This window comes from Sphingopyxis sp. LC81 (genome assembly GCF_000756375.1).
Taxonomy (GTDB): Bacteria; Pseudomonadota; Alphaproteobacteria; order Sphingomonadales; family Sphingomonadaceae; genus Sphingopyxis.
On sequence record NZ_JNFD01000014.1, the window covers coordinates 92,779 to 112,617 of the forward strand.

At 63.0% G+C, this 19,839-nt stretch carries 18 protein-coding genes; 10 read left to right on the forward strand and 8 right to left on the reverse strand.

The features are described 5' to 3' along the window. Positions 1-20 precede the first annotated feature (20 nt). On the forward strand, positions 21-437 hold the full coding sequence (locus FG91_RS07970; RefSeq protein ID WP_037513913.1) for an Lrp/AsnC family transcriptional regulator: 417 nt from the start codon (positions 21-23) through the stop codon (positions 435-437). Here the strand turns inward: FG91_RS07970 and FG91_RS07975 are convergent. Further along, positions 434-802: a RidA family protein gene (locus FG91_RS07975; RefSeq protein WP_037513914.1), complete on the reverse strand. Its 369-nt coding sequence runs from the start codon at positions 800-802 to the stop codon at positions 434-436. The two genes, FG91_RS07970 and FG91_RS07975, sit on opposite strands and share 4 nt — an antisense overlap. Positions 803-1,036: 234 nt before the next feature. Here FG91_RS07975 and FG91_RS07980 point away from each other — a divergent pair, with 234 nt between their 5' ends. From FG91_RS07980 to FG91_RS07990, 3 genes are read left to right on the forward strand one after another with little or no spacing between them, the layout of a single operon-like run. Further along, a complete protein-coding gene (locus FG91_RS07980; RefSeq protein WP_037513915.1) occupies positions 1,037-1,363 on the forward strand; it encodes an ArsR/SmtB family transcription factor in 327 nt (108 codons plus the stop codon). After that, on the forward strand, positions 1,360-1,782 hold the full coding sequence (locus FG91_RS07985; protein ID WP_037513916.1) for an SRPBCC family protein: 423 nt from the start codon (positions 1,360-1,362) through the stop codon (positions 1,780-1,782). Before FG91_RS07980 ends, FG91_RS07985 begins: the two co-directional genes overlap by 4 nt. 21 nt (positions 1,783-1,803) lie before the next feature. After that, positions 1,804-2,019, forward strand: coding sequence for a membrane protein (locus tag FG91_RS07990; RefSeq protein ID WP_037513917.1), 216 nt, complete (start codon positions 1,804-1,806; stop codon positions 2,017-2,019). Positions 2,020-2,022: 3 nt separating this feature from the next. On the opposite strand, the gene FG91_RS07995 is transcribed toward FG91_RS07990, so the two are convergent. After that, complete coding sequence (locus tag FG91_RS07995) at positions 2,023-2,946, reverse strand: crotonase/enoyl-CoA hydratase family protein (protein ID WP_037513918.1); 924 nt, start codon at positions 2,944-2,946, stop codon at positions 2,023-2,025. 211 nt (positions 2,947-3,157) lie between these two features. Between FG91_RS07995 and purC the strand changes: the two genes are divergently transcribed. Then, positions 3,158-3,937 (forward strand): phosphoribosylaminoimidazolesuccinocarboxamide synthase, encoded by a 780-nt coding sequence (gene purC / locus FG91_RS08000; RefSeq protein ID WP_037513919.1) that lies wholly within the window; start codon positions 3,158-3,160, stop codon positions 3,935-3,937. Positions 3,938-4,007: 70 nt separating this feature from the next. On the opposite strand, the gene FG91_RS08005 is transcribed toward purC, so the two are convergent. Next, positions 4,008-5,996, reverse strand: a complete 1,989-nt coding sequence (locus tag FG91_RS08005; RefSeq protein ID WP_052187408.1) for a lipoxygenase family protein — start codon at positions 5,994-5,996, stop codon at positions 4,008-4,010. A 234-nt stretch (positions 5,997-6,230) separates the two neighbouring features. On the opposite strand from FG91_RS08005, the gene FG91_RS08010 reads away from it, so the two are divergent. Together FG91_RS08010 and FG91_RS08015 are read left to right on the forward strand one after the other, a co-directional pair. Further along, the gene (locus FG91_RS08010; protein ID WP_235211978.1) at positions 6,231-7,301 is read left to right on the forward strand and encodes a GGDEF domain-containing protein; all 1,071 of its coding nucleotides are present in this window, start codon (positions 6,231-6,233) and stop codon (positions 7,299-7,301) included. A 42-nt stretch (positions 7,302-7,343) separates the two neighbouring features. Continuing rightward, positions 7,344-10,238, forward strand: a complete 2,895-nt coding sequence (locus tag FG91_RS08015) for a M16 family metallopeptidase (RefSeq protein ID WP_037513922.1) — start codon at positions 7,344-7,346, stop codon at positions 10,236-10,238. Positions 10,239-10,351: 113 nt separating this feature from the next. Here the strand turns inward: FG91_RS08015 and FG91_RS08020 are convergent, their stop codons facing one another. Further along, positions 10,352-10,771 carry a hypothetical protein gene (locus FG91_RS08020; protein ID WP_037513924.1) on the reverse strand — a complete coding sequence of 140 codons (420 nt, stop codon included), beginning with the start codon at positions 10,769-10,771 and terminating at the stop codon, positions 10,352-10,354. A 553-nt stretch (positions 10,772-11,324) separates the two neighbouring features. Continuing rightward, positions 11,325-11,600, reverse strand: coding sequence for a GDCCVxC domain-containing (seleno)protein (locus FG91_RS22585; RefSeq protein WP_081940476.1), 276 nt, complete (start codon positions 11,598-11,600; stop codon positions 11,325-11,327). A 484-nt stretch (positions 11,601-12,084) separates the two neighbouring features. On the opposite strand from FG91_RS22585, the gene FG91_RS08025 reads away from it, so the two are divergent. Continuing rightward, positions 12,085-12,498, forward strand: coding sequence for a MerR family transcriptional regulator (locus FG91_RS08025; RefSeq protein WP_052187409.1), 414 nt, complete (start codon positions 12,085-12,087; stop codon positions 12,496-12,498). Positions 12,499-12,971: 473 nt separating this feature from the next. On the opposite strand, the gene FG91_RS21990 is transcribed toward FG91_RS08025, so the two are convergent. After that, positions 12,972-13,160 carry a hypothetical protein gene (locus FG91_RS21990; protein WP_161785636.1) on the reverse strand — a complete coding sequence of 63 codons (189 nt, stop codon included), beginning with the start codon at positions 13,158-13,160 and terminating at the stop codon, positions 12,972-12,974. Positions 13,161-13,184: 24 nt separating this feature from the next. Between FG91_RS21990 and FG91_RS08035 the strand changes: the two genes are divergently transcribed. Continuing rightward, the gene (locus FG91_RS08035; protein ID WP_268746372.1) at positions 13,185-15,080 is read left to right on the forward strand and encodes a TonB-dependent siderophore receptor; all 1,896 of its coding nucleotides are present in this window, start codon (positions 13,185-13,187) and stop codon (positions 15,078-15,080) included. 30 nt (positions 15,081-15,110) lie between these two features. Continuing rightward, the gene (locus tag FG91_RS08040; protein WP_037513931.1) at positions 15,111-16,178 is read left to right on the forward strand and encodes a PepSY-associated TM helix domain-containing protein; all 1,068 of its coding nucleotides are present in this window, start codon (positions 15,111-15,113) and stop codon (positions 16,176-16,178) included. A 64-nt stretch (positions 16,179-16,242) separates the two neighbouring features. Here FG91_RS08040 and FG91_RS08045 read toward each other — a convergent pair whose 3' ends face one another. Then, positions 16,243-17,511, reverse strand: a complete 1,269-nt coding sequence (locus FG91_RS08045) for a PepSY-associated TM helix domain-containing protein (RefSeq protein WP_037513933.1) — start codon at positions 17,509-17,511, stop codon at positions 16,243-16,245. Positions 17,512-17,517: 6 nt separating this feature from the next. Further along, complete coding sequence (locus FG91_RS08050; protein WP_200878419.1) at positions 17,518-19,749, reverse strand: TonB-dependent siderophore receptor; 2,232 nt, start codon at positions 19,747-19,749, stop codon at positions 17,518-17,520. Positions 19,750-19,839 lie beyond the last annotated feature (90 nt).

A 19,839-nucleotide genomic window follows, 5' to 3' on the forward strand; every position in this document is an offset into this window, starting at 1 on the left:
AGGGCGGCGGGGGAGAGGATATGGACGCGATCGACCGGCAAATCGTGGCGATGCTGCGTGACAATGCCCGCCTGCCATTGAAAACGCTCGCCGCGACCGTTGGCCTCGCGCGCAGTTCGGTGCGCGAACGATTGTCGAAGTTGGAGGCCGCGGGGACGATCGGCGGTTATCACGCGCGCATCGTCGACGAAGGCGGGATTGCGGCGATCCTGCAACTGCGGCTGGCGCGCACGCCCTCGCCCGACATTGTCGCGGCGGTGACCGGCATGGCGGAGGTCGCGCGCTGCTATTCGCTGAGCGGCGAGATCGACCTGCTCGTCGAGATCGAGGCGGCGGATGCGGCCGGGCTCAACATCGTGCGCGACCGGATCGCGCTGATCGCGGGGGTCGAGGACACAACCACCGCGCTGATCTTGAAACGCGACAAGGATCGCTAGGCGGCGGCGATCGCCTCGATTTCGAGCAGCCAGGCTTCGTCATAGATATCGGCGATGATAATCGTCAGTGCGGGCGAGTGGCCGCCCAGCACTTCGTGCCGTATCTTGTAGTTCGCCGCGCGATACTGGCGATCCGATAGGAAAACGGTGACCTTGACCAGATCCTGCAAGGTCATCCCGCCCGCAAGAAGCTGCTTTTCGATATTGCGCCAGACGAGCCGGCATTGATCCTCGATGTCCGTGGGCACCTCGTCCTTCTCGTCGACCGGAATCTGGCCGCTGACGAACAGCCAGCGCGTCGGTGCCTCGACAAGATGTGCCTGCGCATAGGAAACGCCGGTGGGATTGATCGCACGATTGGGCATGGCGGGCCTCGCAATGGCAATGGATGGGACAGTGATTCCTGCCAGCACCCCGGCGCAGACGAAGCGGCGCGAAGGGTGGACGGAAGGCGTGCACGGAGGATTCATTCCCGCATCTAGCCAGAAGGCAAACGCCGGCTCCAGCGTCCGATGGGCGGTGGTGCCGTCACGATGGCGGCGCTTGACATCCATAACTATGTGGTTATGAGAAAATGCATAGCCAGTGAGTTATGGATTATGACGCAACCCTCACCCGATCTTCTCTTCAAGGCGCTCGCCGATCCCAGCCGGCGCGCGCTGTTCGAACGGCTTTGCCTGGACGGCGAGCAGACGGTCGGCGCGCTGACCGCGGGCGCGGGCATTTCGCAGCCCGCGGTGTCGAAGCATCTCGGCATCCTCAAGCAGGCGGGTCTCGTGCTCGATCGGCACGAGGGCCGTCAGACGCACTATAGCGCGCAGCAGCGCGCGCTCGCGCCGCTGGTCGACTGGACCGGGCGCATGAACCGCTTCTGGGAGGCGCGGTTCGACGATCTCGAAAATTTGCTCAAAAGGATGGATCAATGACCGATACCGACGTGCGCACCGTAACCGTCGAGCGCGAAATTCCGCACCCACCCGAAAAGATCTGGCGCGCGCTTACGACGCAGCATCTGATCGAGGAATGGCTGATGAAGAACGACTTCGGTTTGGGCCTCGGTCATCGCTTCCAGCTGCGCGGCGACTGGGGCAATGTCGATTGCGAGATTCTCGACGTCGAACCGGGGCGGAGCCTCTCCTACACCTGGAATTATGCGCATGACGATCCGGCCTACCGGCTCGACAGCACCGTGACCTTCACGCTCGAACCGACGCCCGCCGGCACGCTGCTGCGCATGGAACAGGTCGGTTTCCGTCCCGACCAGAAGCAGGCTTTCGGCGGCGCCAAGGGCGGCTGGAAGATCCACCTCGAAAATCTCGAGAAGCTCGTTGCGGGTCTCGATTGAACTTCAAACAGGGAGAAGGATATGAACTGGAGTCTATGGATCCGGCAGTTTCACCGCTGGGTGTCGATCCTCTTTTCGGCGATCGTGCTCGCGATTTTCGTCATGCTCGGGGCGGGGCAGGAGCCCGCCCAATGGGTTTACTACCTGCCGTTGCCGCCGCTCTTCCTGCTGATATTCTCCGGCCTCTACATGTTCTTCAGGCCCTATTTCAGGAAGCGCGGCGGCGTGGCGGGCTGACACTCAGTTGTACGGCGGCGTGTCCTCGAACTCGGCGAACCAGGGGTAATCGTTCGCGACGCTGACGGCGAAGTTCGCGGGGCGCTTTTCGAGGAAGCTCGACACGCCCTCGGCGGCATCGGCGCTGCGCCCGCGCGCGAAGATCGCGCGGCTGTCCCAGCGATGCGCGCTCATCGGGTGCGGCGCGCCGAGCATTCGCCACAGCATATGGCGGGTGAGCGCGACCGATACCGGCGCGCTATGCTCGGTCAGCTCGCGCGCCTTGGCAATCGCGGCATCGACGAGTTCGCCGGGCTTGTGCACCGATTGCACCAGTCCCTTTTCATGCGCTTCCGCGGCGTCGATCAGGCGCCCCGAATAACACCAGTCGACCGCATTCTGGATGCCGACGAGGCGCGGCAGGAACCAGCTCGACGCGGCCTCTGGCACGATCCCGCGCCGCGCGAAGACGAAGCCGTAGCGTGCGGTTTCGCTCGCGAGGCGGGCGTCCATCGACAAGGTCATCGTCGCGCCGATTCCGACCGCGGCGCCGTTGATCGCGCCGAGCACGGGCTTCTTGCAGTCGAAGATGCGCATCGACACGCGGCCGCCCGAATCGCGGATCAGCGGGTGCGACCAGTCGATCGTGCCGTCTTCGGCGACCGGGCTCGCCGCCATGCCGTCGGGCAAGAGCGCCGCCTTGTCGGTGCGCTTGTCGTAATCGAAGGTCGCGGCGCCCTGGCCGAGGTCGGCGCCGGCGCAATAGGCGCGGTCGCCCGATCCGGTGAAGATCACCGCGCGCACACCGTCGTCGGCGTCGCATTCGTCGAGCGCGGCGACGATCTCGAGCATCATCTCGGTGGTGAAGGCGTTCATCCGGTCGGGCCGGTGCAGCGTCAGCAGCGCGATGCCTTCATGCTTGTCGAGGCGAATCTGGTCGAAGCTCATCCATCTCTCTCCTTGGTTTTGGGGCAGCGTCGCAAGCGCGGCGGAGGAGTGCAAGCTCTAGTTGACGTAAACGTAAATCATCGGGCGCGATGGCGGGGATGACGCGCCCGACCTTTGTCGCTATAGGCGCCCCATCGCCCCGGCGGCGCGCCTCCGTCTGAGTCGCTTTGCCGGGGTCATTCATTTGGTTCCGACAGAAAGTTTGCACGCCATGTCCCGTCGCCGCCAGATTTACGAAGGCAAAGCGAAGATCCTGTACGAAGGCCCCGAACCGGGCACGCTGATCCAGTATTTCAAGGATGACGCGACCGCGTTCAACGCCCAGAAAAAGGGCACGATCAGCGGCAAGGGCGTGCTCAACAACCGGATTTCGGAGCATGTCTTCACGCTGCTCGGCAATATCGGCGTGCCGCACCATTTTATCCGCCGCCTCAACATGCGCGAGCAGCTGATCCGCCAGGTCGAGATCGTGCCGATCGAAGTGATCGTGCGCAATGTCGCCGCGGGCACGCTGTCGAAGCGGCTGGGGATCGAAGAGGGGACGCAGCTTCCCCGCACCTTGATCGAATATTGCTACAAGGACGACGCGCTCGGCGATCCGCTCGTTGCCGAAGAGCATATCGCCTGCTTCAACTGGTGCAGCCAGGACGAGCTTCACGACATTCAGGACATGGCGATCCGCATCAACGACTTCATGAGCGGAATGTTCGCCGCGGTCGGCATCCGCCTCGTCGACTTCAAGCTCGAGTTCGGGCGTCTTTATGAAGGCGATTTTAGCCGGATCATCCTCGCCGACGAGATCAGCCCCGACGGCTGCCGGCTGTGGGACATGACGACGAACGAAAAACTCGACAAGGACCGCTTCCGCCGCGACCTCGGCGGCGAAGTCGAAGCCTATCAGGAAGTCGCGCGCCGGCTCGGCCTGCTGCCCGAGGGCGGCGAGAATGCGGTGCTCGACCTCGAAAGCCACCGGAAGAAAAAGGGTAGCTGATCCCAGCGTACCGCGGACCAGTCGCACGATACACGAACCCCGGCTTTTGCCGGGGTTCGCATTTCTGGCGTCAGATATTGATGCTTGTCGGGATCAAACTCGGCTGCAGATAGGGATAAGGCTGCATCCGTTCGCTGTTGCGCTGGACGATCTCGGCCTCGACGCCCTGCAATGCCGCCTGGAACCACGCAAGCGGGCCTTCGGCCCCCGTCACGCGCGGGTCCTGAAACCACAAGGGATAGGGAAAGGCGTTGCTGCGATAGTCGCCGAGCGGGCGGTAATGCACCGATCCCAGCAGTTCGAGCACGTTCAATTGTTCGAGCGCGAGCGCCATCGGCGGCATCATCGCGAGCCAGCCCGCCTTGTCATGCCCGCGCTGTCCGTTCGGCGCCGCCTGCCAGCCCGCGCCGGTAACTGCCGGTGCGAACGCCATGATGTCCTTTTGCGGGAAGTTGACCGCGGCATGCTGCGCGCTCGCGGTGAACATCACCATCGTGCAGATTTCGGCGAGCTGCGCGCGCGTCGTCACCGGGCCGAAGCCCTTGATCTTCGCTTCGCCCGCAAGGCATGCCGCCCACGCGCTAAGCTCTGTATCGGCGACGACATCGGCGTCGTGCGCATAATAAAGGTCGACATACTGCCGCGCCCATTCGTGGATCGCGTCCCACACGAGCAGCGCATCGTCGCGGTACGGATATTCGGCGAGCGCCGAATCGATCCCGACCCCGCGTGCGGAAAAGTCGGCGTGCGGCATCTTGGCATAGAAATCGAACGCCAGCCGCGCATCGACCGCGGCGAGCTGGCTCGACGTGATCGTGCCCGCGAAAATATGGTCGATCGGGCCGCCCGCGGCGATGAGCGAGGTCGCCGCCTGTTCGTTGATGAACAAAGTCCCTTCAAAGTGCGGGACGAGGAGCGCCCAGATCGGGTGGATTTCGGCCAAGTGGCGGTGCGTCGCGACAGCGAAGGCCTCGATCACCAGATGCGTGCGCGCAAGGTGCGCGAACAGCTCATGATAATTGCCGTCGGCGACCTGCACGACGAACTTTGCCATTTCCCAGCCCCAGATCTTGTCGGCGACGGGCGAGGGGGTGAAGATCGGATAGTCGATCGGATTCTGCCCACACTGGATCGCAACGGGGATCAGCGACGACCCACCCGGCGGCACCGCGAAGAGCGCCATCGGCTGCCACGCATATTTGGCGAGAGAGCCATAGGTGCCGGGGTCGAGCACTTCGAGCGGCTTGTAGTCGAGCAGGAACAGGCGCCCATCTGCGAGCGCGGCGTCCAGCGTGTCGCCATTCACCACCGCGCTATATTTTGCGGCGCTCAGCGGGAAATTGGCGGGCAGCGTATCGCCGACCGCGGTGATCAGCATGCAGTTCGGGCCCTGCACGCGCAGCCGCGCAAACTCGCTGTCGTCCTGGAACATATAGCTGACGCCCGGAACGGGCAGCGTCGCGAAAAGCGCGCGATACGCCTCGATACTGCGCGGGGTTTTTCCGCCGAGTCCGTCGGCGTCCTCGACCTTCATCAGCTCTTCGAGCCGGTCCTTATAACCCTGAAGCAGCGCAACATGCGCGTCGCGCTCGGCGGCGGCGACGGCGTTTTCGACATCGCCGATCATCCGTTCGAAAATATTGCCGCCGGTGTGCACGCCATGTTCGGCAGCGATCTTCGCCGCCGAGGCCTCGATCGCGTTGCATTCGGCGAGTGCCGCCTCATATTCGGCGCGCGGGCTATCGAGTTCGCCCTTATCGACGCCGCTCAGCTTCACCGTCAGCGCGTTGCGCACGATGCCCAGCCCGACGCCGATCAGGATCACGAACCACGCGATCGTCGGTTCGTCATTCTTGGGCACATTCGTCGCGAGCGGCACGCCGGGCAAGGTCGGGACGTCGGTCGTCCATGTATAAACGGCCTGCGTCGCGGTCAGCTGCGCCGCGCGTGCGGCCTGCTCGGCGGGCGTGTCATCCTGCGGCAGCGTGGGATCGGCCGAGGGCATTGGCGCGGCCGGTGCGGGACTGGATGTGGTCAGCTGCGGCGTCGGATAAGACATGGCGTGGCTCCTTTCGGGCGCGAAACAAGTGGCCGGGCTTGTCCATGAACATGGTTAATATTTCGCAAGCCATGCGCCTGCGCGGCGCTGTTAGGTAAGTGATAAGACAAGCTTTCATTCCTTAACCCCTGCTTTACTCGCGCTTGCTATCCCGCCGTTATGACGGGGGTCTATCACTGGCTGCGCAGGCGTTTTTTTCCGCCGATTCCGGACGCGATTCGGGACGACGTCGCCTTGCTGCGCGCCAATCGCGTCGAAACGCTGACCCCGATGCTTTTCCTGATGCTGGCGGCGACGACGCCTACCGCCATCTATGCCGGGGTGCAGACGGTCCACCCGATCGTCCGCATCGGTTTCCCGATCACGCTCGCGCTCATCGGCGTGCTCGGCTTCGTCTTCCTGATGCACAATCGCGGCCGGCGGATGAGCCTGCGCCGCGCACGGCGGATGATCAAAGAATCGATGTGGCTGTCGGGGACGACGGGCGCGATGTGCAGCGCCTGGACGGTGATCAACTGGCTCGCCGCGCCGCCGTCGACGCACAGCTATTATGCGATGATTATGGCGATGGGCTCGCTCGCGACCGCTTATTGTCTGTCGTCGATCCGCCTCGCGACCTTCATCAACCTGATCATCGGGCTGGTGCCGATTTCGTTCCTGATGCTGACGTCTGGCAACCCGCCCGAAATCGCCGCGGGCACCAGCCTCGTCGTCGCGACGATCTTCCTCTTGCGCATGATCCTGCAACAGCACGACCAGTTGATCGACCTGCTCCAGCTTCAGCATCAGATGCGTGACTTGGCGCACACTGATCCGCTGACCGGCCTCGCCAACCGCCGCGAATTCGACATGCGGCTCGACGAAGAGATTGCGAAAGGCGACGCGGCCAACCCGTTCGCGATCGCGCTGCTCGACCTCAACGGCTTCAAACCGATCAACGACCAGCACGGCCATGCGATCGGCGATGGCGTCTTGTGCGAGCTCGCCGAACGCCTGCGCCGCGCGTGCGGCGACCATGCCGTGGTTGCGCGGCAGGGCGGCGACGAGTTCGCGATCCTCGTGCCCGCCGGGTCGATCCTGCTCAAAACCTCGCTCGCAGACCATGTCCTCGCCGCGCTCGCCGCGCCCTACCGCATCGGCGGCCGCTCGATCGGCGTCGGTGCGGGCGTCGGCACCGCCAGCTGGCCCGAGCATGGCGACAGCGCGCGCAAATTGCTCGAGGTCGCCGACCGCGCGCTCTACGCCGCGAAAGCCGCCGACCGCGAGAAGACGTCGTCCGTCGAAAGCATCGGCCGGGTCGCGTAACACTGGCTTGACCGCCGGAAGGGCGGTGGCCACATCGGACGTATGACCAAATCCTTTGTCCGGCGCGTCTCGACCGCGCTGTCGCCCCTCGTTTTCCTCATCGCCAGCACTGCCCCGGTCTATGCCAGAGAAGCGCCCGCAAAGGTTGCGGCACCCGCGGCGGTCAATCCGCAGAGCGAAGCCGCCAAGGCGTGGAATTTCGCGGCGAGCGATGTGCCGGTCGATCCGAACATCGTCTTCGGCGTGCTGCCCAACGGGATGAAATATGCGCTGCTGAAAAACAGCACGCCCAAGGACAGCGTCGTGCTGCGCATGCGCTTCGCGGTCGGCAGCTTTGCCGAGGCCGAAGACCAGCGCGGCCTTGCGCATTTCCTCGAACATATGGCGTTCAACGGATCGACCAATGTGCCGGAGGGCGAGATGATCAAGCTGCTCGAACGCAAGGGGCTGGCGTTCGGCGCTGATACCAACGCGTCGACCGGCTTTGATGAGACGGTCTACAAGCTCGACCTGCCCAATGCATCGGACGATCTGATCGACACCGGGCTGATGCTGATGCGCGAAACGGGGGGCAATCTCACCATCGATCCCGCCGCGGTCGACCGTGAGCGCGGGATCATCCTGTCCGAACGCCGCGCGCGCGACACCTATCAGCTGCGCAGCCTGATCGACCAGCTCGACTTCCAGATGAAGGGGATGAATGTCGCGACCCGCATCCCGGTCGGCACCGAGGAGGTGATCAGGACCGCGCCCGCATCGCGGCTGCGTGACCTCTATGACCGTTATTACCGTCCCGAACGCGCAACGCTGGTTATGGTCGGCGATTTCGACCCTGCGGCGGTCGAGGCGAAGATCAAGGCGCGCTTTGCAGACTGGAAGGGCATCGGTCCCGCCGGCGCCGACCCCGAAATCGGCAATGTCGACTACAAGCGCGCGGCCGCGGCCGACGATTTCGTCGATCCGGCGATCCAGGATTCGGTGACGATCGCGAGCTTCAAGCCGTGGGTGGACGAGCCCGACACCAAGGCGAAACGCGCGCGCAAGCTCGCCGAGAATGTCGGCGAGGCGATCGTCAGCCGCCGGCTCGCCAAGATCGCGCTGAACGAGGATTCGCCGATCCTGACCGGCTATTTCAGCGATGCCGAGGGCTGGAAGAAATTCGACCAGATCACCGTTGGCGCGGTCGCCAAGGAAGGCGCGTGGAAGGAGGCGCTCGCGCTCGCCGAACAGGAGCAGCGTCGCGCCGTCGAACATGGCTTCACGCAAACCGAAGTCGACGAACAGCTCGCGAACCGCCGCACCGCGCTCAGGAACGCCGTTGCCGGAGTGACGACGCGGCGCAGCGAAGGGCTTGCCGACGCGCTGATCCTGGCTGCCGATGGCGATTTCGTCCTTGTCCGGCCCGAAACCTCGCAAGCGCTGTTCGAGGCCGCGGCGCCGTCGCTGACCGCCGCGGCGGTCACTGCGGCGTTCCAGAAGCGCATGGAAGGGTTCAGCGCCCCCCTCGCGCGCGTCACGGCGAAGAAGCCGATCGAGGGCGGCGCGGACGCGATCCTTGCCAGCTTGCGTGCCTCGACGCAGGTCACCGTCGCGGCGCCGGTCGAGGCCGCGAATGCCGTCTTCGCGTACGACAATTTCGGCACCCCCGGAAAAATCGTCAGCGACGAGCGTGTCGACGATCTCGGCATCCGGCGCATCCGCTTTGCCAACAATGTGATGCTCAACATCAAGACGACCGATTTCCAGAAGGACAAGGTCATGCTGTCGCTGCGCGTCGACGGCGGCAACCTGCTCGCGACGCGCGATGATCCGACCAGGGTGTCGCTCGCCGGTTCACTGATGTTGGGTGGCCTCGAGGCGCACAGCCTCGACGATCTGCGTTCGATCCTCGCGGGCAAGACGATCAGCCCGGTGTTCGGCAACTCCACCGACGCGTTTGGCGGATCGGCGCTGACCTCGCCCGAGGATTTCGCGCTGCAGGCCAAGCTCATGGCGGCGTTCCTGACGCATCCCGGTTACCGCCCCGACGGGCTTGCGTTGATCCGCCGTGTGCTGCCGCAGCAATATGCCGCGAACGACGCGACCCCGGCGGCGGTGCTCGGCCGCGACGTCGGCGGTATCCTCGCCAACAATGATCCGCGCTCGCAGACGCCGCCGCTCGAAAAGCTGATGGCGCTCGACTGGGCGCAGCTGAAACCTGTCGTCGCCGACAGCTTTGCGCATGGCGCGATCGAGATCGGCGTCGTCGGCGATATCGGCGAACAGTCGGCGATCGATGCGATCGCGGCGACGTTCGGGGCGTTGCCCGAACGCCGCGCCGCCTCCGACCCGCGCACCGACGCGCGCATCCGTCAATATGCGACCGATCGCAGCGAACGCACGCTGATCCACAAGGGGCCGGCCGAACAGGCCGAGCTGCGCGTCTATTGGCCGGCGCGCGACGACAGCGACCTCGCCGAGGCGATGCAGCTCACCCTGCTGTCGCGCGCGATGCAGCTGATGCTGACCGAGGAGCTGCGCGAAAAGCTCGGCGAAAGCTACAGCCCCGCCGCCGCCGCGAGCCTGTCCGACGAATTCCCCGGCTACGGCCATCTCTTCGCCGCGAGCAACGTCGATTACAAGGATCTCGCGACCACCCGCGCGGCGATCTTCGCAATCGCCAAGGAACTGCGCGACAAGCCCGTCGATCCTGACCTGCTCGACCGCGCGCGGAGGCCGCTCGTCGAGGCGATGGTGAAATCGCGGCGTGAGAACAGCTATTGGCTGAACTATGTCGCCGAAGCCGCGAGCCACGCCGATCACCTCGACCGCAGCCGCAAGGGAATCGGCGCGGTCGAGGCGGCGACGCCGGCCGAGTTGCAGGCGCTCGCGAAGCGCTACCTCGTCGACGACAAGGCACTGGTGATCAAGGCGGTGAGCGACAAGGCGGGGAAGTAGCTGTGCAGTCCTTAGATCGTCATTGCGAGGAGCCGAAGGCGACGCGGCAATCCAGGAGCGGCGCAAGGTAGCTCTGGATTGCTTCGCTACGCTCGCAATGACGAGCTTAGGGTCTAAACCCGCCCCGGCGCACGGGCACGAATGAAATTCTCGAGCGCCACGAACAGCATCTCGCGTGCGTCGCCGCCGAGCATCTCGGCGGTCAGCCAGTCGAAATGGACGCGGTCGCGGCGCGCGGCGGCGCCGACGATCGCGGCGAGCAGCGCCTCGTCGAAGCTGACGCGCGGGCAGCAGGGCGGGGCGACGGCAAAGGGATCGGGCCAGACATGGCCGATCGCCTCGACCACCAGCCGATAGCGCCGCGCCGCGAGGATATTGCCCCAGCGGCGTTCGAGTTCGGGCATCGGGTCGCGTTCGCTGCGACGGCAAAGAATGCAGTAACGAAGGGCCAGGACCGCCTGCGCCGCTTCGACCGGCAAATCGCACACCAGCGGCTGCTCGGTCAATTGGCGGATCAGCTCGCTGCTTTGCATGAGGTTCTTCTCTCCCGGCCCGTGCGGTCCGTCCGTTCTCCTTTTCGAAAAAGATGCCGGCCGCTTTAAGCGCAGCTTTAAGTTGCAGCGGCCGGCAGGAGGGGACTGCCTGACCTTGCTATTGAGAATTATTCGCAAATACAAGCAAAAAAAGAGGCGCCCGAAAGCGCCCCTGAAAACCGCGGTTTTTGTCCCGTCTCGTCATTCCCGCGTTCGCGGGCACACCGATGTTATAATTCGTTGGAAGTAGTCATTTGACCACTCATGCCGGTCGGAGCGTTGACAGCAGTCGCTTGACCCTTGCCTTTCTGACCTGCCCGGCAAGTGTTTGAAAACGGATGTCCATAATTGTGACGGGCAGTTCGCCGAAATGTCCGGGAGCGGAAATGATCCAAAGCGTCCTGTAACGGAGCGGGTTGCTACTGGAGACTTGCCGTACAGCCAGTCATACCTCGAACGGATTCTGACAGCAATGCCAGTGAGGCAGTTGGGCCGAACAGGGGGGACCGTTCCTCGGTCCGGTTTGGCACTTTGTTCGCGAGCGGGAGAATACCTACCTTCTCTCAGTATCCTGCCGATTTGACCGGCATTTCCGGGCAGCGTCAGTGGGGGAGCAACAGGCGGAGGAACCACCGCCGCTCTTGGTTTCTTGAATCGGGGGGCAGGGCACGTCTGCATAAGAGCAGAAAACGCAGCAGTCTCCCGGCAATGGGCGCAACATGACGCCGCAATGTTTGCAATCATAGAAAAACTGACAGGCATTGGTTGGCATTGTTTCAGTCGATGCCTTGCCGCATTTCGGACAAGCGATGGTGGAGGCGGTCTGCATCAGAGGCCGCCCAGTGCACGCTGCAGCGGCTGTTCAATGAAATCCCACAGCAGAGAGACTGTGACTAGCGTGGACGCAACGAGTAGCGCCGCCAGAGTTGCCTTTGTCGATGCAGAGGCTGTGCAGTCGGATCTGACAGAACAGGCGCGGTGCCTCCGTATGTAGACGATCCATCCAACCATCACGACAACGAGGGCAAGAGCGGCGAGCGGCCATCTGTAGGGTACAAAAACAGCCAGGCCGCCTGAACCGATTCCGATGCTGGCCAGCGCAAAAGGCAGCACGCAACAGGCGGACGCAGAAATCAGGGCGGCGAGGCCACCTATCGTTCCAGCGGCGGCAACTGTTCCAGCAACGACAACTCGACGTTCCGTTCCGACCGGCCGCGCGGACGAGTGTGTATGGCGTTCAGGCAAGTCTCGTCTCCTGGTCGATTCGCCCCTATGTGCCATCTGTAGTGGCTACAGAAGCAAGAGGTTTGACCATGGCGGGTCTGATGATAGGCGAACTTGCTCGCCGTACAGGCGTTCATATCGAGACCATCCGTTATTTCGAAAAGGTCGGGATGCTTCTCAAGCCTGATCGAACCGGCGGCGGGCGCAGGGTCTATGCAGAGTCGCACGTTCGCGCACTCAACTTCATCAAGCGGGCACGAGAGCTTGGGTTTTCTCCTGACGAAGTTCGCGCCATCCTCTCCCTCGGCGGCCCGCAAGCAGCTTGCTGCGATGAGGTCCGACAGATCGCAATTCATCATCTGGATCAGGTCCGACGTAAGATGCTGGCCTTGGCGCGGATTGAGAGCCTGCTTACGTCAACCGTAGAGCATTGCTCGGGCGACCATGTGCCGGACTGCCCGATCATCGAAATGATGGAAAGCGCCGCACCCCAACGCGCCTGATCATGTCGGATCGTTTCGGGTTGGCTCGCCAAGTGGCTCTCGACGCTACCGATGCTGCCATGCCGGTTCTTCGCATTCAAGCGATTTCGGATCACTCCAACGCACCGGTGATCCGACAACGCAGTCTCGTGGGGATACGCCGCGAGTATGGGTTCAACTCGGCACACCTTCTTTCCGAGTCGGCGATATTCACATTGATCACCCTAAAAATGCCGCTTGGTGCATCTCGTCAATAGCTGTTCACGTGGGGTTTCCGCGTCATCCTATAGCGCGACTTCGGTCTGGATTGTCGCATACTCGACCTCGAACGTGCGCGCGAGCATCTAAGCGTCGGCGGCGCGACTCGGCCGGTGGGTTGAGGGGGCAGCCCGGAGGTGCGGTCGAAATCCACTCCAAGGCATTGCATAATAAATAGTTGCAAATGCGTCGCAATACTATATGGCGCGGCCAACGACCGTTGGGGGAGCACCATTTCAATGCGCAACTTTGTTCACCTGTGCAGGCAAACACCTATCAGCGGCATTGCTGCGGCTGGCGTCATTGCCGCTCTGACGACTGCCTGCCCGGCAAGCGCGCAAAGCGGAGATAGCGAGCAAAGCGGCGATGGGGATATCGTCGTAACGGCTGATCGCCGCGACAGCTTCGGTGCGGACTTTGTCCAAGCGGGCACATTCCGCGATGCGCGGCTGCGCGATACACCGCTCACGGTTGCAGTCATGACCAAGGAACTGCTCGATGCACAACAGGCCCGATCGGTCATCGACGCCGTCCGCAACACGCCGGGCGTGACCCAGGCGCAGATCAATACAAGCATCTACAGCAATCTCGCCATTCGCGGCATTACGCTGAGCAATTTTGCCAATGTCCGGTGGAACGGCGTGCTGCCGGTCGTTAATCTGGTCGAGCAGCCGATCGAAAGCAAGGACCGGATCGAGGTGCTGAAGGGGGCGGCCGGCCTCTATTACGGTTTCGCCACCCCGTCGGGGATCGTCAATCTCGTAACCGAGCGTCCGGCAGACATGCCAATCACGCGTGTTGCCGTCCGGGGTGACAGTAATGGATCGGTCGGTGCCGATATCGATGTCAGCCGCCGTTTCGGCGATGCCGGCCTCCGGGTCAATGCGGGGAGTTCGCTGGTCGAGACCGGCGTCAGGCGGACCAGCGGTGAACGGCATTTCGTTACCGGCGCGTTCGACTGGCAGCCGCTCTCTGGCCTCGAAGTGCTGCTCGACGCTGAATATATATACAAGACGATCTCCGAGCCGACCGAATTCAGCCTGCGGGCGGTCAACGGCGTCATCACTTTGCCGCCGCTGCAATCGCCATCGAAAAATCTTGGCGGCGAATGGATGCAGGCACGCGGACACGAAACGAACCTGCTCGCCCGGGTCAACTATGCCTTCGCACCAAGCTGGCGATTGTCTGTCGCGATCGGTCAGTCCTATCTCAGCCGCGACCGCGCCTATTCGTCGTTCGGCAATTATGACCTGACGACGGGCAACGGTAGGGTGTCCGTCGCCCAGACGAGCGGCAACGACTATCGGAACGTCGTCTATCGCGCCGACGTGTCCGGCATCTTCCATACCGGACCGATCGAGCATAATTTGCTGGTCGGCGTTGCCTATCAGACCCGCGACAGCAACGTCCCGACCGCGGTGCGCACCAGCTTCGCCCAAAACCTCTATAATCCGGTGCAGATTCCACAGCAGCCGCGCGCGCCGCGCATCATCCCCAACCCGTCGCGCACCGAGGATCTGGGTGTCTATATCTTCGACCGCGCGTCGCTCGGAGAGTGGCTTCAGGCGACGGTGGGCTATCGTAAGGCCGACTATCGTGACGTGAGCCGCACCAGCGATTACCAGATCAAACCCGATACCTGGTCTTACGGTCTGATGGTGAAACCGGCTGCCTGGGCGAGCCTTTACGCCAACTATATCGAAGGGCTGGAGCCGGGGCCGATCGCGCAGCAGATCGCCAACAATGCCGGTGAAATCCTCCCCGCCGCGATCAGCAAGCAGAAAGAGGCCGGGGTCAAGATCGAACCTTTGCAGGGGCTGCTGCTCACCGGGGCCTATTTCCACATCAAGCGTCCATCAGCCTATCTCAACAGCGCGAACTTCTTCGTGCAGGACGGCGAGGCCGTATACGAAGGTGCGGAATTCAGCGCAGTCGGCGAAGTGACGCCAAACCTTTCCATCGCCGCGAGCGCGATGACGCTCGATGCCGCCCAGCAATCGGGCGCGGCGAATGTCGTCGGCAAGCGGGTCGAAAATGTTGCGAAACTGTCCGGCTCGCTGTTCGTCGAATATCGCGTGCCGCAGCTGCCCGGGTTGCGAGTGTCGGGCGGCATGTTCCACGTCGGACGCCGTGCAGTTAACGCGTTGAACCAGGGGTTCGCGCCGGGGTATACGACATTCGATCTAGGGGCGAGCTATAGCTTCGAGATGCTCGGCAAGCCCGCGACGCTCAGGGCCTATGGCGAGAATATCACCGGCAAGCGTTATTGGGCATCTACCGGATCGAGTCTCCTGCAACAGGGGCTCCCGGAATCCGTGAAGCTCGCTTTCTCAATCCAGTTGTGACGCGGGCTGGCAGCAAGGCGGGATGACGCCATGCGGATGATCGATCTTCTGCATCGCTGGACTGGCGGGCTGATCGGGCTGCTGCTGGCGCTGATCGGCCTGTCAGGCGCGCTGCTGGCTCATGCCGACAGCCTGCTCACCCCGGTCGGCCAGGCTCCATCTCGGAACATGGCGCTGCCGGATGTCGTGGCTGAGGCGCTGCGCGACCCGGCTCCGGCGGTGGACTATATCATCTTCGCTTCGACGGACCTGCCGCTCCATCGCATTATCTATAGCGATGGGTCGGGACGCTATGTCGATACTGGCGGCGTGATTGTTGACCATTGGCAAAGCCAATGGGAGCGTCCCGAATTGTGGTTGTTCGATTTCCACCGCCATCTCTTCATGGGCAAGGGCGGGGAGACCGTCACGGGGATCGCGGCGCTGATCGGAATAGCTTTTGTCGTCAGCGGTGCGCTCCTCTGGTGGCAGCGGCGGTACATGTTCGCGCCTCGGTTATGGCCGGTCCGAATGACCGAGCCGGCGATCCTGCGTCACCATCGAGATCTCGGCGTTCTGCTCGCTCCGCTGCTCATCCTCTCGTTCGTGACGGGAGCCATGATGGCGCTGAAACCGGTCGGACTGGCATTGGTCAGCCCGTGGTCGTCGGCGAGCGAGATCGCCGCGGCGACCGCCGGTCCGACGACCATTTCCCGGCTGCTCGCCGCGCCGCCGGATTGGCATGCAATGGTGTCCGAAGCTCGGCGACGTTTCCCGGACGCCGAAATTCGGTTGATCGGATTTCCCGCAAGGCCTGGCGATCCCATCCTGATTCGTATGCGCCGGCCCGGGGAGTGGCTCCCCAACGGCCGCACCAGTCTCTGGTTCGCGTCGGAGGGCGGCCATCTGGTCAAAGCGCTGGATGCGGACACCCTGCCGGCGGGTGCGAAGATACTCGACAGGGTCTATCCCCTGCATGCGGCCAAGGTGGGCGGGTTCTTCCTGCGACTGGCGATGACGATCTCGGGTCTGGGCCTGACGTTGCTTGGCTCGCTTGCGGTCTGGAGCTTCTGGATTAAGCGCGCAAAACGATCGAACCAACACTTGCGAAGCTCATAAGACACGGGCGAGGTGGAAAATCCCGACCGCCAGACAAGCCATATGAAACCAGCTTGGGGGGCGTTCAAGCGGGGCGAGTGGCAGCCATCTGGTGCGCTTTGCCATTTCGCGCGATCCGCGCCGAGCGCTTGCGCATCCAGATAAGGACCCCGCTGACCGAAAGCAGGGTAACCATCAATCCGATCAGGCTGACCGCAATTCGCCAGGGCCAACCCCATATGGCAGCCATATGCATGGCCGAGATCCACTCGGTCAGCGTATTGGCGCCTTGTTGTCCTTGCGGCAAGACGAGCTTCATCAATCGGCCGGTGTTGCTGTCGAAGATCGCGAGCGACCGGCCGCCATTGGTCCGGAAGTCTGCCGACGAGCTGAAGATATACGCGTAAACGCCCACGTCGGGGCGATGAAGCAGGCCGGTTTCCCGCATCGGATCAAGCGAAAGGCCACGGCGTGCCATCTCGCCTGCCGCAAGATTCTTGCCCACCGCCTCGGCCGCCCTGAAATCCAGCCGCGGCGTGGGGCGCGACGTAGCTGAAGGCACGATGCCCGCTTCCAATCGCTCGTAGCCGAATTGTTCCATCACGGGGTTATAGACCTGCGTCAGTGTGAAGGAGACGCCGGACCAAGCGAATACCAGCAGAAGCGGCCATATCCAGAGCGCTCCGGCGCGATGCAGATCGACCGTGAGGCGGTGCTGCCCGCCTGTCCAGCGCACGAGCCAGTTCGGCTTCCAGCGCGACCACCATCCGGTTGCGGAGACGCCGCCTTGTGGTGCACCACGCTTCAGCCGTAGCGGAAAAGTGAGCAACAGCCCGACGAAGCAGTCGATCGTCCAGATCAGCGCGGCGACGCCAAAAGCCAACATGCCATATTCGCCAAGCGCGAAGCTGTGGTGAAGTTGATACAGGAAGGGCATGAGATTGATCATGCCCTGTCCGATGTTTCCTACCTGGCGCTGCCCGAGCGATTGGCCGGTGTAAGGATCGACGGAGAGTTCGTCCCATTCCTCCGACCAGGGACGTAGGGCGCCGCTCGCAGGATCGACGCGCTCGACGTTCAGTCGCACGCTTTTCCAAGGTTCGAGATGAAGCGGCAGATAGGTGATGACCCCGCCAGGATGGCTTGCCAGCACCCGATCGCGCAGCACTTGCGGATCGAGCATCGCTGCCCCCTGAGCCGGCGGACGGGCGATATGCATGGTTGGCGCAAACAGGGCGTCGAGTTCCTCATAGAAAGCGAGGAGCGTGCCGGTGGTTCCGGCAACCGCCAGAAACAGTGCGATCGTCAACCCCGCCCAGCGGTGTGCGATCACCCAGATCCGGCGGCCGCGCATGGTTGATCAGAACCGCGTGGACAGGGACAGCCGCCACGTCCGCGGTGCGCCCGGCCATACTTCGAAAAGGCTGAACGCATGGGTGTAATAGCGCTCATTGGTGAGGTTTTCGACACTTGCGCCCAATTTGACGTTTTCGGTCAACGCGTAGCTCATCTGGAAGTCGGCGCGCCAATAGCCCGGCAGTTCGAAGCTATCCTCCAGATCGCCCGAACGGTCGCCGGTATACGTCGCCGAGCCACCGAACGCCAAGCCCGCAAGCATCCCGTTACGGACTTCATAGTCGCCCCGGAACACAAGGCTGTGCTGGGGGATGTTTCGGATGCGCTTGCCGACCAGCGCAACATTGGTGTCTTCGGTGGTCTTGGCGTCCGTATAAGCGTAGCCAGCGTAGAGGGATAGACCATCCACCGGTCGGGCGCTCGCCGACAGTTCGAATCCCTTGGCGACCTGCGCGCCGATCGCGATCAGCGCGGACGGATCGTCACGATCGGACACTGCAACGTCGCCGCGCTTCAGATGGAACAGCGCGGCGTTCAGCGCCAGCCGTCCGCCGAGCAGCGAGGCTTTTGCGCCCAGCTCATATTGGGTGCCGGTTTCGGGTTCGAGCGGCGAGCCATCGGCCGTCACGCCCTGGACCGGAAGGAATGAGGTTGTCCGGTTGGCGAACAAGGCGACATTCTCGACTGGCGTGTAGAGCATCCCGAGTTGGCTGGTCCACGCGGTCTGGGTCTGCCGGTTGATATTGAGGGGGCCCGTTCCCTGGGTGCTCTCGGTTCGCTGGCGGTAGTGTGACCAGCGCAGCCCGCCGACGAGCTTGATTTGGTCAGTCAGTGAGATGCGATCCTGAGCGAAGAGTCCTGCGGTGCGCGTGGATTCATCGGTTTCGCTGCCGAAATCGGGGAGCGGGAACGTGTCCGGGCGCGCCGCCAGATCATAGACGGGATCATAAACATCAAGACTTGCGGCAAGGCCGACGTCGCTCCGATTGTGACGGTCAAACCAGGTATAATCGCCGCCCAGCACCAGCGAATGGGTGATCGGCCCAGTGTCGAATTCCAGCGCCAGATCGCTGTGCGTGGTCCAGCTATCGCCCTTGGAGACGGAGGTCAGCACGGCGCGCATGAGATTACGCTTGGCGTCGTCCTCCCATCCGAGCAGGCCGAACACGCCTTCCTCGTCGGTCTTCTCATGTGTCCAGGAGAGCGCGGTGCGCCAGGTCGCTCGATCGCTGAAGCGATGCTCGACGCGTGCGGAGATATCGCTGTTCTCGCGGATCGATGGCGCAAAGGTCGGATCGGCGTGTCCGAGCGAACGTGGCAGCGGGCCGTTCGGGTTGGGGAGCACGGTGCCTTCCGCCGGCAATCCGTTGACGAAGCCGCTAAGCTTATTGCGCGTATAGAGGCTCTCGATCGTCACCGTCGTTGCTTCGCCGATATCGAACGCGATGGTCGGAGCGATGAAGAGGTGCTTGCGGCGCCAGAAATCGACAAAGCTATCCGCATCGTCATAGGCCCCGGTCAGCCGGAAACGGACCTTTCCGCCCGCGGTAATAGGCCCGGTGAGGTCGATGGTTCCGCGCCAGTCGTCAAAGCGGCCATAGCCGAGGCTCGCGGCACCGGCCCAATCGCGCTCGGGCTGCTTGGTGACGATATTGACGACGGCGCCTGGCTGGAGCTGGCCATAGAGCACCGAGGCCGGACCCTTCAGCACCTCGATCCGTTCGATCGCGATGCTGTCGCGCGCCTGGCGCAGCGCATTGGTGTTGATTCCGTTGACCGTCTGGTTGGCTTGGAACCCGCGGATCAGATAGGTGTCGCCGAAAGCGTCGAGCGTGGAGCCGTCACGCGAGGCTCCGGGCACGAACCGCAACGCATCTCCGACGGTTTCGCTGCCGGTGGATTGGAGCAACTCGCTGCCTAGCACATCAATCGACTGTGGAATTGTAAGCGTCGTGTCCTTTGCCAAGCGGCCAAAGACCAGAATCTCATCGTTTGCCTTTTCATCGCCGACTGATGCCGAATCACCTTCGGCCGATTGGGCCCATGCCGGCGCGGCGGAAAGCAGGCAGATTGCCAGTGCGGTCCCGGAAATTCTCAATGTCATATGTCCCCCGTTATCGCGCTGCGAAACCCGCCCGGTGCATGCCAACATTTGCATTTGCGACAGCTGAACGGAGCGCTGTCCGTGAAAAGATCGCGAATAATTGTCAATAGCGATTACTGAATCGGCTGACACGACAACTCGCGCAGGCGAACATGGCGCGCCAAGGCTTTGGAACGCGCAGCAGCCCTCATCATTGGCGAGCGGTGCAGCGGTTGAGTGTGA